This is a genomic window from Streptomyces sp. NPDC102258, assembly GCF_055584685.1.
Map to the genome: position 1 here is coordinate 51,172 of NZ_JBVJLO010000027.1, position 14,419 is coordinate 65,590.

Annotated in this window: 4 protein-coding genes; all 4 read right to left on the reverse strand. The window is 73.0% G+C overall.

What is annotated here, in order from left to right; translation table 11 throughout:
• Positions 1–28: 28 nt before the first annotated feature.
• Genes ACZ6ZT_RS31900 through ACZ6ZT_RS31915 form a run of 4 tightly spaced genes read right to left on the reverse strand, consistent with a single transcriptional unit; the run spans position 29 to position 14,416 of the window.
• A complete protein-coding gene (locus tag ACZ6ZT_RS31900) occupies positions 29–1,297 on the reverse strand; it encodes a cytochrome P450 (RefSeq protein ID WP_469723707.1) in 1,269 nt (422 codons plus the stop codon).
• Positions 1,298–1,310: 13 nt separating this feature from the next.
• Complete coding sequence (locus ACZ6ZT_RS31905; RefSeq protein WP_469723736.1) at positions 1,311–2,954, reverse strand: phytoene desaturase family protein; 1,644 nt, start codon at positions 2,952–2,954, stop codon at positions 1,311–1,313.
• A gap of 49 nt (positions 2,955–3,003) precedes the next feature.
• Positions 3,004–4,692 carry a phytoene desaturase family protein gene (locus tag ACZ6ZT_RS31910; protein WP_469723709.1) on the reverse strand — a complete coding sequence of 563 codons (1,689 nt, stop codon included), beginning with the start codon at positions 4,690–4,692 and terminating at the stop codon, positions 3,004–3,006.
• The gene (locus ACZ6ZT_RS31915; protein WP_469723710.1) at positions 4,682–14,416 is read right to left on the reverse strand and encodes a non-ribosomal peptide synthetase/type I polyketide synthase; all 9,735 of its coding nucleotides are present in this window, start codon (positions 14,414–14,416) and stop codon (positions 4,682–4,684) included. The genes ACZ6ZT_RS31910 and ACZ6ZT_RS31915 overlap by 11 nt, the downstream gene beginning before the upstream one ends.
• Positions 14,417–14,419: the final 3 nt, after the last annotated feature.

Genomic DNA, 14,419 nt, shown 5'->3' on the forward strand with positions numbered 1-14,419 from the left:
GCCCGTCGCGCTCGCCACGCCCGGGCCCTCACCAGGCGACGGGCAGGGACCGCAGGCCGCTGAAGAACTCCTTGGACCGCCACCGCAGCTCCACCTCCGGCACGGCCAGCCGCAGGCCCGGCATACGATCCGTCACGCGTTCCAGGGCCGTCTGGAGTTCGAGGCGGGCCAGGTGCGCGCCCAGGCAGTAGTGGATGCCGTGTCCGAAGCTGATGTGCGGGGTCCCCGGCCGGTCCAGCACGATGTGGTCGGGGGCCGGGAAGGCGGCGGGGTCGTGGTTGGCGGCCGCCTGCGAGACCACGACCGGCTCTCCCGCCCGGACCAGGACGCCGCCCAGCTCCACGTCCTCGGCGGCGTAGCGGGGCAGGGTGAGCCCGTTGAGCAGCGGGACGAGGCGCAGGAGTTCCTCGACGACCCGGGGGATCAGCTCGGGCTGGGCCCGGACGGCCGCCAGTACGTCCGCGCCGTCCATACCGCCCGCGCCCGCCTCCCGGGGGAGCAGCAGGACCGCGAAGAAGTTGGCGATCTGGTTGGTGGTGGTGACGAAGCCGCCGATGAGGACCTCGTTCAGCAGCCCCGTCAGTTCGTCGGTCGTCAGGGTGCCTTCCTCGCGGGCCCGGGCCAGCACCGTGATCAGATCGTCCGCCGGGGCACGGCGACGGGCCTCGATCCAGCCGTGCATGCGGGTGAAGAAGTCCTCGGCGTGCCGCTGCACGTCCTCGGGCGTCACGCTGCCGGAGCAGACGGTGTCCGCCCACGCGCGGACGGCCGGCTGGTCCTCCTCGGGGACCCCGGTGAGTTCGCAGATGAGGGTCATGGGCAGGGGGAAGGCGAGGTCCTCCACGAGATCGGCGGGCGGGCCGGCCGCCACCATCCGGTCCAGCAGGCCGTCGGTGACCTCGCGGACGTGGCCGCGGATCCGTTCGATGCGGCGGGCGGTGAATTCCTTGGCCAGCAGGGCCCGCAGCCGGGTGTGGTGAGGCGGGTCGAGCGCGATGAGACCCCCGCCGGCCCGGGGCATGGGACCGATCCTGGGCTGGTCGCGGCGGACGGCCTCCGCGAGGCTGAACCGGGGGTCCGACAGGACGGCGCGCACGTCGTCGTAGCTGGTGGCGAGCCAGGCCTGGTCCCCGAACGGCAGTCGGACGGGGACGGGTGGCCGGTCGCGCAGCGGCCGGTAGCCGTCGGGCAGGCCGAGCCCCGCCGTGGTCCAGAACGGGTAGGCGATCGGCTCCGGGGAGGCGCCCGCGACCGGAGGAGCGGACGGGGCGGGACGGACATGAGGCGGCACGGACACGGAGTTGCCTTTCTCAGCGGTGCGGGCCGACGCGGATGTCGACATGGGTCGGTGGGGGCGCGCTGGTGTCGACGGAGGCGGTGAAGCCGATCCCGTCGTCCCGGCAGATGAACTGCACGACCTGGCGTCCGGCCGCGGCCGCGCGGATCAGGCCGCCGGTGGTGGCCCACACCCCGGAGAGGTAGAAGTTCTCCAGGCCGGGCAGGACGGGCCCGTTCTTCTTGACGAGCTCCTCCATCGCCTCGCCGCTCTCCACGAAGGGCTGCCAGCCGAGGAAGGTGCCCTCGAAGGCGTTGGTGTAGCGGATCTGGGTGAGCGGGGTGCAGGTGTCGCGCACCACGACGGAGTCCTTCAGCCCCGGGTAGAGCTCGTCGAGGAAATCCACGACGGCGTCCCGGGTACGCCGCTTCGCGAGGGCGTAGGCCTTGCCCCGCCGCACCGGCAGGGTGTGCAGCTCGGTCCCCCTGCGGGCCCGGCTCAGCCGCTCCGGCCCTTCGGCGAGCTCCCGCCAGGGGGCGGTGTCGGAGAAGTAGGTGGCGTAGATGACGCTGGTGTCCTCGGGCGACAGCTCGGGATAGAAGCGGTTGCGGAACTGGACGTTGAGGCTGGGGTGCCGGATGCCGGTCAACCGGGAGGCCGTCGCCTCGTCCAGCAGGTGGGTGGTGGTGGGATCGGCGTCCGGGAACGGCCGCCGCAGGCCGAGGAATACGCTGGCGTAGCCGGGGAAGACCATCCCCGGCCGGTGCAGGGTCTCCCGGTAGAGGGTGGCGTACTCGCCCTCCAGGTACCGGCCGTCGAGCAGGCCGAGGAGCGTCGTGGGCCCGTCGCAGGCCGATACGACGATGTCGGCGTGGTGCTCCTGGCCGTCGGAGAGGCGTACGCCGACGGCCCGGTCGTCCTTGACCAGGATCTCCTCGACCATGGCGTTGTAGGTGACCTCGCCGCCGAGGGCCAGGTAGCGCCGTTCGATGGAGCGCGCCAGCTCCAGCGAGCCGCCCTCGGGCACGCCGGCCGACCGGTGAGCCTGGGCGGCCATCTGGAAGTAGAACGGCAGGACGGGGAAGCCCGGATGCCTCTCGTACAGGATGTAGTTGAAGGCGTCCCTCAGGAGCGGGTCCTTGAAGCGGGTCGAGTACTCCGTCATCAGCACGGACATCGAGGTGCGGAAGAGGTTGAAGTACGGCAGGAAGCCGGCCAGCATTCGCCAGCGCTCCCGGCGGCCCATCAGCGCCACCGGTTTGAGGAAGGGGTACGCCGGCAGGCAGGCGATGAACTTGCGCAGTCCCGCGCAGAAGGACCGGATGGCGCGGGCGTCGGGCGGGGACAGGGACAGCAGATGGCTTTCGAGCCGGTCGGGGTCGCAGTAGAAGCGGACGGTGCGCCCGTCCCTGCCCCGGACGGTGTTGAACACGTCGAAGTGGCGCATCTCCTTGCCCTGGAGCGCTCCGAGTTCGAGCCAGATCTGGTGCATCTCGTTGCCCGGGCCGTTGCCGAGGAGCCAGCTGACGCAGGCGTCGAAGGTGAAGTCACCGCGGCGCCATCCGGTGCAGCAGCCCCCCGGGATCTCGTGCATCTCGAAGACGCGGGTGCGGTAGCCGTTCATCTGGCCGTACGCACCGGTGGAGAGGCCGCCGAGCCCACCACCGATGATGATCATGCTCTTCCTGCGGGCCGTCGTCGCGCCCGTGGTCGCGGTCACCCGACCGTCACCTCACCCTGCGGTTTTCGAGCTGGGGCAGCCGGCCGAGCCGGTCCGGATGCCAGGGGACCGTGCCGCCGCTCTCCCAGGCACGGAAGTCCAGACCGAGCTCCCGGCACAGGTACTGGGTGACGAAACGGCCGCTGGCGGCGGCGCGGATCAGGCTGCCGCCGCCGAACCACTGGCCCGCCAGGGAGAAGCCGTCCAGGCCGGGCAGCCGCATCCGGTCCTTGTTGATGAGGCCCGTGATCACGTCGTCGGCCGGCGTGAAGGACTTCCAGCCGAGGATGCTCCCGCCCCGTACGCCCGTGTACCGCTCGGTGGTGGTCGGGGAGGCGACGTCGACGACCTCGATGTCCCGGCCGATGCCGGGGTGGTGCCGTTCCAGGAAACCCCGTACGAAGTCGGCGACCTCCTGCTTGCGGGCCCAGTACGCCTTGCGGTCGGTGGTCCGCAGCCGCTTCCACGGCTCGTAGTCGCTGAAGTAGGTGCAGTGGACGACGGACTTGCCGGGCGGGGCGAAACCGTCGGAGTAGCGCGAGCGCATCTGGACGACGAGGCTCTTCTGCAGGACACCGGGCAGCGCCGCGCTGTCCTCGTCGGAGAGCAGGTAGGTGGTGCTGTGCCGGGCGTCCGGATCCAGCTCGCCGTCGAGCCCGATGAAGACCGAGACCACCCCCGGATAGAGCACGTCCGGACGGCTCATCATCTCGCTGTACAGCTTGTCGATCTTCGGGCTCGTGTACCGGCCGCCGAGCAGCCCCTCGATGGTGGTGACGCCGTCGCAGGCGGAGACGACGTGGTCGGCGAAGTGCCGTTCCCCGCCCCGCAGCTCCACTCCGATGGCACGGTCGTTCTCCACCAGGACGCGCTCCACCCGGGCCCGGTAGTCCACGCGCCCGCCGAGCGCCGTGTACCGCTCCTCCACCGACCGGGCCAGGCCGAGCGAACCGCCCTGCGGGAAGCCCGCGTTGAGGTGGTAGGCACTGGCCATGTTGAACAGGTAGGGCAGCAGCGGGAAGACCTCGTGGTCCTGGAAGAAGATGAACGGGAAGGCCCGGCGCAGCAGCGGGTCCTCGAACCGGTCGCAGAACTTCTCCATGCGGGTCACGGCGGTGCGCCACAGCAGCGCGAAGGAGGGCAGGACGGCCCGCAGCGTGGCCAGCTTCTCTCCCGCGGACTGGAGCGGCGGCGGCGTGAGGAAGGGGTAGAGGTTGATGCGGGTGAAGCGCCGCAGGTCGCGGCAGAAGGCCCGGATCGGCCGGGCGTCAGCCGGAGAGATCTCCAGCAGGTGCGCTTCGAGCCGGTCGGGGTCGTTGTAGAAGGTGACCGAGCGGCCGGTCTCGTCGGTGACCGTGTTGAACATCTCGAAGTTGGCGATCGACTTGCCGTCGAGCGCGCCGAGCTCCCGCCAGACCCGGCTGGCGTCGTTGCCGCGCCCCGTGCCGGTGAGCCATTCGATGCAGTAGTCGAAAACGTAGTCCTGGCGCGACCACGCCGTGCAGCAGCCGCCGGGCAGGACGTGCCGCTCGAAGATCCGCGTCTCGGCGCCGCTCATCTGCGCGTAACAGCCGGTGGAGAGGCCGCCGATGCCCGCGCCGATGACGATCACCCGGGGTGCCGCTTCCGGCCCGCGCCCCGCGCCCGCGGCCCACGGGCCCCGGTTCTCCCATACGGGCCTGTCGTTACGCTCCATCGCGCATCCCGTCCGTGCTGCCGTCGTGCTGCGGGAACCGCGGGGACTGCGGGGAAGCGGGACGCTCCCGGCGGGGGGCCGCGAGGCCGTCGTCGAGTACGGAGCGCACCAGGGCCGCGTTCCGCTCGGCCGGCTTCTCGTCGAGCATCTCCGCGTGCAGGCCGGCGCCGCGCACCAGCCGGCTGACGGTGGTGGAGGCGGTGTGCCAGCTGCCGCGCTGTCCGGCCGCGTAGAACTCCGCCTTCGCCTCGTCGGAGATCACGGTGACCGTGGCGGTGACCGTCCCGTGGTTCGGCGTGCGCCCGCAGTACTCCAGGTAGTCCCTCGCCTGTTCGAGGGTCTGGGCGGTCACCGTCTCGGAGTGGGTGTGACGGCGCAGGTGCTCCCGCAGTTCGCGCTCGAACGCCTCGGTGTGCTCGGTGGCGAGGCCGTACTCCTCCTCGATGCGGTACGAGTCCATGATCACGACGTGGGCCACCTCGCGCCCCCTCCGTTCGAGCTCCTTGGCGACCTCGAAGGCGAGGTTGCCGCCCAGGGAGTAGCCGAGGAGGTGGCAGCGCCCCGTGGGGTGCAGCGACTCCACGAGGTCGGCGTAGCGCGTGCGCTTGTCCCCGTCGACGTGGTTGAAGGCGACCAGCTCGTACGTCTCCAGGTGGGCGGCGAAGTGGCGGTAGACGAGGCCGTGGCCGCCGGCCGGCGGGAAGCAGAAGACGACCGGTCCCCGGCCCGTGTTGAAGGACAGGTGGGAGAGGTTGCCCGAGACCCGGCCGGTGACGATGTCCTCGACCGTACGCGCCATGCCGTGCAGGGTCGTCACCTTGAAGAGCCGGCCGACCGGGATCGCGATGCCGAACTCCTTCTGCAGCCGGTGGATCAGCTCGATGAGGGTGATGGAGCTGCCGCCGGAATCGAAGAAGTCGGAGCGCAGACCGATGCGCGCGAGGCCGATCACGGCCTTCCAGTGGGCCGCCACCCGTTCCTCGTAGAGCGTGACGGGTGGTTCGTGGCCCTCCCGCGCGGCCTCGGCCCGGGGCGCGGGCAGGGCGTCCGGGTCCACCTTGCCGTTCGGGGTGAGGGGGAGGGCCTCCAGCGTCTCCAGATGGGCCGGGATGAGGTACGTGGGCAGGTGGGCGGCGAGGTGGTGGCGCAGGGCGCGGATGTCCGGATCGGTGCCCGGCGTGCGGACCACGTACGCGCACAGGACCGGTTCGCCGCGGCTGTCGGTCCGGACGAGGGCGCAGGCGTCGGCGACCTCCGGCAGGGCTGTCAGCAGCGACTCGATCTCGCCCGGCTCGATGCGGTGGCCGCGCAGCTTGATCTGGGCGTCGGCCCGCCCGAGCAGGTGGATACGGCCCCGGGAGTCCCGGCGCGCCAGGTCCCCGGTGCGGTACAGCCGCTCCGGGACGGCGTCGGGGCCCCGGTCGAGGGTGACTTCGACGAAGCGCCGGCCGGTCTGCTGCGGGTCGCCCGCGTAGCCGAGGGCCAGGCCGGCCCCGCCCGCCCACAGCTCGCCGGTGACCCCGGCCGGGACGGGCTGCCGGTGGGCGTCGAGGACGTGCAGCACGCAGTTGGGCAGCGGGGCGCCGATGGGGACCGTGCTGTTCGGGTCGAGGCCGTCCGTGGGGCCGTCGAAACAGGCGCTGTCGACGGTGGCCTCGGTCAGCCCGTAGGAGTTGACGACCCGGGTGCCGGGGCCGCACAGTGCACGCAGCCGCTCGTACTCCGCGACCTTCCATGTGTCGGAGCCGACGATCATCAGCCGCATGAAGTCCAGCCGGTGGCCGCCCTCCTCGCAGTGGGTCATCAGCGCGCGGACGACGGCGGGGACGAACTCGGCGCAGTCGACCCGCTCGGCGGTCATCGCCTCGTGCAGCCGTGCCGTGTTGAGGAGCAGCTCGCGGTCGGCGAGGACGAGCCGGCCCCCCGAGCACAGGGCGCGGACCAGATCGCCGGTGAACACGTCGAAGGACACCCCGGCCATCTGCAGGTGGACGCCGGGGGCGGCCTCCAGCCCGTACTCCTCGCGCCAGGCGGCGCAGAGGGCCGAGAGGGCGCCGTGGGACACCACGACGGCCTTGGGCCGCCCCGTCGATCCTGAGGTGTGGATGACGTACGCGGGTGTGTCCGGGCCGACGGGCGCCTCCTCAACGGCGGCGTCCTCGGCGGCGGCCTCCCCAATGGCCGCGTCCTCGGCGGCCGGGTCCTCGGGGTCCCGCGCCATCACGTCCGTGAGGAACACGGCGCCGGGTACGTCCAGCCGCCCGGCGCCCGCCGGGTCGGTGAGGACCAGGCGCGCGGCCGCGTTGCCCGCCATGAAGGCGAGCCGCTCGGCGGGATGGCCGGGATCCAGAGGAAGGTAGGCGGCCCCCGCCCGCAGCACGGCCAGCAGCGCGACGATCAGCTCGGGCGACTTCGGCAGGCACACCGCCACGACGCCGCCGCCCGCTCCCCGGGCCCGCAGCCGCCCGGCCAGCACGGCCGAGGAGCGCTCCAGCTCCGCGTAGGTCATGTGACGGGCGGTCCCCTGCGGACCGCAGGCGGGAACCGTGAGCGCGACCGCGTCCGGAGTACGGGCCGCCGCCCGCGCGAACAGCTGGTGCACCGGCGCTTCGGGGGCCAGCAGGGGGCCCCGGGCCGAGGGGCCGTGCAGGATCTCGTGGCGTTCGTCCGCGCCGAGCATGTCGAGCCCCGACACCGGACGCCCACCCGGAGCACGGATCAGCGCGTCGAGGAGGTTGCGGTAGTGCCCGGTCAGCCGGCGGGCGGTCTCGGGCCGGAAGAGGTCGGTGTTGTACTTCAGGACGCAGTGGAAGCGGCCCTCGGCCTCGTCCTCGTACGCCGACAGCGTCAGATCGAACTGCCCTTCCTCTTCCGGAAGTTCGATGTAGTCGAGGTGGTAGCCGTACTGCTCCGAGGACACCTTGTGGGCGAGCAGGATGAACATGGCCTGGAAGACCGCCGAGCGGCTGGGGTCGTGCTGGAGGCCCAGCTTCTCGACCAGCAGGACGAAGGGGTACTCCTGGTGGTCGATCCCGCCGAGCACCGTCCTGCGGACCTGGGCGAGCAGGGCGGCGACGGTCGGATCACCGGCCAGGTCCGCGTACAGCGGCAGCGGATTGACGAAATAGCCGTACACCGACGCCAGGTCCTCGTCCGTCCGCCCGGTCACCGCGCTGCCGACGACGACGTCGTCCTGACCGGAGTGGCGGTGCAGCAGCAGGTAGTAGGCGCACAGCAGCACCATGAAGACGGTCACGTCGTGTTCACGGGCCAGGGCGTGGACCCGGGCACTGAGGTCCTCGTCGAGGACGAAGAACTCGGAGGCGCCGTTGTGGGTCTGCACGAGGGGCCGGGGCATGTCGGTGTGCAGGGAGAGCGGCGGGACCTCGGCGGGAAGCGCGCCGCGCCAGTACTCCAGCATGCGGTCGGCCTCGGGGGAGGCCAGGAACCGGTTCTGCCGGTTGAGGAAGTCGACGTACCGGCCCCGGACGGGCGGCAGCGCGACGGGGCGGCCCGCGCGCATGCCCTCGTACAGGGCGAGCAGCTCCTCGATGAAGGTGAAGGTGGAGATCGCGTCGGAGACGATGTGGTGGACCGCCTTCATCAGCACCCAGCGGTCCGGACCGCGCCGGAACAGCCGGAAGCGCATCAGCCGGTCGTGCGCGAGGTCGTACGGCCTGCGGTACTCCGCGACGATCAGCTCGCGGATCTCCTCCCACGCCAGGCCCTCGACGTCGAACACCGCCGTGTCCGGCGCGACGGAATCCGAGATGACCTGGAGCGGACGGCCGTCCTGCACGACGAAGTTGGCCCGCAGCACGGGGTGCCGGTCCACCAGGACGCGGACGGCGGCGGTCATCAGCTCGGGATCGATGGCGGTACGGACCTCGACGGCCCCGCCGATGTTGTACGCGAAGCCGTCCGGATGGAGCTGCCTCAGGAACCACAGGGCCTTCTGGTTCTGCGTCAGGGGGTGGCGGGACGGGTCCGCGTGCACCTCCACGCCCGCCGACGCGTCCGGGCCCGCCGCCCGTGCGGCGAGCTCCTCGGTGGCCCGGTGCAGCTGAGCGGTCAGTTCGCGCAACGGCGCCCCGCTGAGCAGCGCCACGACGGGCAGCGCGATCCCGGTCGCCGCCTGGATCCTGGCCCGCAGTTCCATGGCGAGGAGCGAGTCGATGCCGTGCGCGCCGAGCCCGGCGTCCAGGTCGAGCCGGTCGGCGCTCATGCGCAGCACGGCCGACGCGCAGCCGAGGAAGAGGTCCGCGACGAGCCCGGCCCGCTCCTCCTCGCCTGCGGCGGCCGCGAACCGGTGCAGGTAGTCGCCCTGCTCGTCCGCCGCGCCGCTTCCCGTGGCGGACGCGCCGGAGGCGGCGGCCCGCGCGGCCTCGGCGGCGAGCTCGCCGACCAGTGGGGGAGGCGACGGATACCAGGCCAGGAACGTCTTCCAGTCGACGACGGTGGCGATCAGGAGCTGGGCGCGGTCCTGGCCGAGGACCCGCTCCAGGACGGCCGTGCCCGCGGCCGGGGAGAGCGAGCTCATCCCCCGGACGGCGCGGTAGTGCTCGACCAGGCTCAGCTCCTCGATCATGCCGGTCGCCCAGGGCCCCCAGTCCAGGCTGAGCGCGGGCAACCCCCGGGACCTGCGGTGATGGGCCAGGGCATCGAGGAAGGCGTTGCCCGCGGCGTAGTTCGTCTGTCCCGTGGTGGTGAGCAGGGAGGCGATGGAGGCGAACAGGACGAAGTGGTCGAGCGGCTCGTCGCGCAGGTGGTGGTGCAGGAGCCAGGCCCCCGCGGCCTTCGGGTCGAAGACGGCGTCGAAGGTGGCGCGGTCCATGGCGCGGACCGGCGTGTCGCGCACGTGCCCGGCGAGGTGGAAGACGCCCCGCACCGCGGGAGCGTCCCGGTCCCGGTACGCGGCCAGCCACCGCGTCAGGGCGTCCTCGTCGCAGATGTCGAGGGCGGCGTGGACGGGGTGGGCGCCCAGCGCCTCAAGTTCCTTGACGAAGCCGACCGGGGAGCCGGCGGGGGAGTCCTCGCCGAGGGCGCGCCAGGTGGCGCGGTCGGGGAGTTCCGTCCGGCCGACGAGGATCAGGTGCCGGGCGCCCCGCTGGACGAGGTAGCGGCACAACAGCCTGCCCAGTGCGCCGAACGCCCCGGTGACGAGGTACGCGCCGTCCGGGCGGAGCCGGGGCGGGAAGGGGCGGGTGAGACCCTCGGGCCGGGTGAGGCAGCTGATGAGGCGACGGCCGCCGCGCAGGGCGACCTCGTCCTGGGGCCGGCCGGGCACGGGCGGGGCGAGGATCTCGCGGAGCAGGGCCTCGGCGTCGGCCCGCGCTCCGTCTTCCCGCGGACGTTCCTCTTCCGGGGCGTCGGCCGGGCGGAGCGGCAGGTCGATCAGCTTGCCTCGGTGCGCGGTCAGCTCCTGGTGGCGCAGCACCCGGCCGATACCCCAGACGGGCGCGCCGAGGGGTTCGACCGGATCCCCGGGGACGGCCGCCTGGGCGCCCCGGGTGACCAGGTGCAGTGCGGCCGGCGCGGCCTGCTGCCCGGCGTCGTCCTGGAGGGCCTGGGCCAGGGCGACCACGGAGTAGGCGCCCAGCGTGCCGTGCGCGCCGAGGTGGGCGCGCCCGGTGACCGCCAGGGCGGGCAGGTCCAGGTTCCAGAGGTGGACCACGGTGTCGGGGGACGCCCCGTCGGCGGCGAGGTCGGCGAGGAGCCTCCGCAGATCGTCGGCGCTGCCGGGGACCACCCGGGAGTCCCGCCCGTCCCGGCCGAAGACGTAGCCCGCACCCGGCCGTACGAGGTGGCAGCGCGCGCCGCCCGCGACCGCGAGCGCGGCGAGATGGTCCGCCACCGCGCCGGGCCCATCCGCGAACAGCAGCCAGCTGCCACCGGCCGCCGGCTCCGGCGCGCCGTCCGGTTCGCCCGCTTGCGGCGGGGTCTGCGTCCAGGTGAGTTCGGCGAGCCAGCCGTCGATGGTGGGCACGCCCACCGTGGCCGACGCCTGCTCCACGTCGGCGGCGCGGAAACCGCGGACGTACCCGAGGGACTCGCCGTCCTCCGTGTAGAGGGCGATGTCACCGACGAGTTCGTCGTCCGCCCGCCGGGTGACGGTGGCGTGCGCCCACAACGGCCCGTCCCCGACGGGGGCGGTGCGCACCGCCTCGATGCCGAGCGGCAGCAGCATCCCGCTCCCGCCCTCCGTGCGCGCGTCCGTGCCCGGGTCGGCGTCGGGGTCGGCGTCCGGGAGACCGGCCACGAGCAGGGCCTGGAAACACGCGTCGAGCAGCACCGGGTGGACGTGGTGTCCGGCGGCGCCGCCGACGGACGCGGGCAGCCGGATCCGCGCGAGCGCCTCGCCGCGCGCCCGCCAGACCTCGGCGATGCCCTGGAACGCGGGACCGTACTCGTACCCGAGGGCGCTCAGCGTGCCGTAGCAGGCGGTGGAGTCCAGACGCCGGTCCGCCCGCGCCCGGACGGCCCCGGCATCGAGCGGAGCGGTGCGGGCCGCCGGGAGACCGCCGCGCACCACACCACGGGCGTGCACGGCCGGGGTGTCGCCTTCGGCCGCCACGCTGAAGACGGAGGTCTGCGGGGAGAGCGACAACTGGACGGCGCGGGGCGCGTCGTCGGGCAGGAAGAGGGCCTTGAGCAGCTCGATGTTCCCCAGCTCGGCGTCCGTGCCGCCGGTCAGGACCCGCAGCGCCTGGTAGGCCATCTCGACGTAGCCGGCCGCGGGGAACAGCGTCCTCTCCTGGATGCGGTGATCGGCGAGGTAGGGCGTGGTCTCCACGTCGAGCGCCACCTCCCAGGCGGGCTCCGCGGTGGCGAGGCGCCGGCCCAGCAGCGGATGGTCGACCCGGCCCAGCCTGACCTGCGCCACGGGCGCGGGTTCGGTCCAGTACCGGTCCCGCTTCCACGGGTAGCGGGGCAGCGGCACCCGCCGTCCGCGCGGGTGCAGCGCCTCCCAGTCGACGGCGCAGCCGAGGGCGTACAGCGAGGCCAGGGAGGTGGTGAAGCGCAGGGCCTCGTCCTCGGCGCGGCGGATCGAGGGCAGGGTGGTCACCGTCTGGTGCGGGCTCCCCACCCCGCTCCCCACCCCGCTCCCGGACCCGCTCCCGGACCCGCTCGCGGGGCCGCCGCCACGGGCGGCGAAGCACTCCTTGACCGAGTGCCCCAGCACCGGGTGGGGGCCGATCTCCAGGAAGGTCCGGTGCCCGTCGTCGGCCATGGCGTCGACGGCCGAGCGGAACCGGACGGTGTCCCGGACGTTGTCCCACCAGTAGCCCGCGTCGAGTTCCGGCCCCTCGGCGCGGCCCTCCCGGCCGGTCAGGTAGAGGGGCAGCCGCGCGGGACGCGGCTCGATCCCGGCGAGCTCCGTCAGCAGTTCGGCGCGGATCTCCTCCATGCCGGCGCTGTGGTACGGGACCTGTACGTCGAGGAACTTGGCGAACACGCCGTCGGCCTGAAGCGCCCGCGCGTACTCGGCGAGCGCCGTCCGTTCCCCGGCGAGGGTCAGCGCGTGGGGGCTGTTCACGGCGGCGACGGACAGCCGGTTCCCGAAGGGCTCCGCGCGCCGGAACGCCTCGTCCTCGGGCAGCCCGACGGCGAGCATGGTGCCGGTACCCGCGAGCCGGTGCTGCAAGCGGCTGCGGTGCAGAGCGATCCGTACGGCATCCCGCAGGCTGTACACCCCGGCCTCGTAGAACGCGGCGATCTCGCCCGTACTGTGGCCGACCACTGCCGACGGGTGGACCCCGTGAGCGTGCCAGAGGGCGGCGAGACCCACCTGGACGGCGAAATTGGCGGGCTGGGCGAGCCAGGTCTGCGCCATCCGGGACGTGTCCTCGTCGGCGTTCAGCTCGGCCGTCAGCGACCAGCCGGCCTGTGCCACGATCTCCCGGTCGACGGCCTCGACGGCCGCCCGGTAGACGGGCGAGGCCTCGAACAGCTCGCGGCCCATGGCCCACCACTGGGGACCCATGCCGGTGAACACCCAGGCAGGGCAGGCCTGTTGCCCCTCTCGGCGCCGGCCGAGCAGCACACGCGGGTGCTCCTCACCCCGGCCGTACGCCGCCAGCGCCTCGTCCAGATCCCGGCGCGACTCGTACACCACGGCCAGCCGGGCGTCGTGGTGCTGCCGACGGCGGGCCAGGCAGTAGGCGAGGTCCACGGGCGAGACGGGAGCCTCCCCGGGGGCGGCGGGCACCGCCGGGGAGTCCGGGGCCGCCAGCCGAGTACGTACGTCCCCGGCCAGAGCGGGCAGCACGGAGGCGTCGTGGGCGCTGAGGGGCAGCACGCGGTACGGGAGAGCGCCGGCGCGGTCCCGCTCGGGGAGGTCCGGGGCCGCCGGTGGTGCGTCCTCGGCGACGATCGCGGGTGCCTCTTCGAGCAGCACGTGCGCGTTGGTGCCGCCGAAACCGAACGAGTTGACGCCCGCCCGGGCCGGCCCCTCGTGCGGGGGCCAGGGGGTGACCCGGTCGGGGATCTCGTACGGCGCGGCGTCCAGGTCGATCGCCGGGTTGACGCGTTCCAGGTTGATGTGCGGCGGGATCAGCCGGTGTTCGAGGCTGAGTGCGGTCTTGATGAGGCCGGCGATCCCGGCGGCGGACTCGGTGTGCCCGATGTTGGTCTTGACGGAACCGACGTAGCACGCGGCGCCCGGCTCGCGCCCGATGGCGAGGGCCCGGGCCAGCGCGTTCGCCTCGACCGGATCGCCGACCGGGGTGGACGTGCCGTGGGCCTCCACGTACTGGAGGCTGCCCGGGGTGATGCCGGCCCGGGCGCAGACCTGCTCGATCAGGGCCGACTGGGCGTCGGCGCTGGGGACCGTGATGCCGTTGGTGCGCCCGTCCTGGTTGACGCCGGTCTCCGTGATCACGGCGTGGATCGGGTCGCCGTCGCGCACCGCGTCCGCGAGGAGCTTGAGGACCACGATGCCCACGCCCTCGGCCCGGACGTAGCCGTCGGCGCCGGCGTCGAACGTACGGGAGCGGCCCTCGGGCGAGAGGAACCCGCCCTTGGTCTCGGCGATGGTGTACTGCGGCGTCAGGTGCAGCAGGGTGCCGCCGGCCAGGGCCAGCGAGCTCTCACCGCGGCGCAGGCTCTCGCAGGCGAGGTGCACGGCCACGAGCGAGGAGCTGCAGGCGGAGTCGATGGACAGGCTCGGGCCCCGGAAGTCGAAGCAGTGCGAGAGCCGGTTCGAGACCATCGTCATCATCGTGCCGGTGGCCGTGTGGGCTTCGAGGGTGTCGAACCGCAGGTCGGAGAACTGCAGGATCTTGTAGTCCAGGGTGAACGCCCCGACGAACACGCCCACGTCCCGCCCGGCCAGCTCGCCCGGCTTCTGCCCGCCGTCCTCCAGGGCCTCCCAGGTGACCTCCAGGAGCTTGCGCTGCTGCGGGTCCATGGCGTGGGCCTCGCGCGGGCTGATGCCGAAGAACGCCGGGTCGAACTCGTCGAAGCCGTCGATGTAGCCGCCGCGCCCGCCCACGAGCCGCCCGGGTTTCGCCTTGTCCCTGCTGCCCAGACCCGCCGCGTCGTACCTGTCGGCGGGCGTCGGCGTGATGCAGTCCCTGCCCTCGATCAGGTTGCGCCAGAAGGACCGGTGGTCGTTCGCACCGCCCGGGAAGCGGCAGCCGATGCCGATGACGGCGATCTTCTCGGGAGGCGTGGCGGGAGTGACGGGAGTGACGGGCGGGGACGTACGGGCGTCTGCAGGCATGGG

Excerpts from the sequence above, each read along its gene's own strand:
- ACZ6ZT_RS31905 (WP_469723736.1), bottom strand. The coding sequence starts at position 2,954 with ATGATCATCATCGGTGGTGGGCTCGGCGGCCTCTCCACCGGTGCGTAC.
- ACZ6ZT_RS31910 (WP_469723709.1), bottom strand. The coding sequence starts at position 4,692 with ATGGAGCGTAACGACAGGCCCGTATGGGAGAACCGGGGCCCGTGGGCC.
- ACZ6ZT_RS31915 (WP_469723710.1), bottom strand. The coding sequence starts at position 14,416 with ATGCCTGCAGACGCCCGTACGTCCCCGCCCGTCACTCCCGTCACTCCC.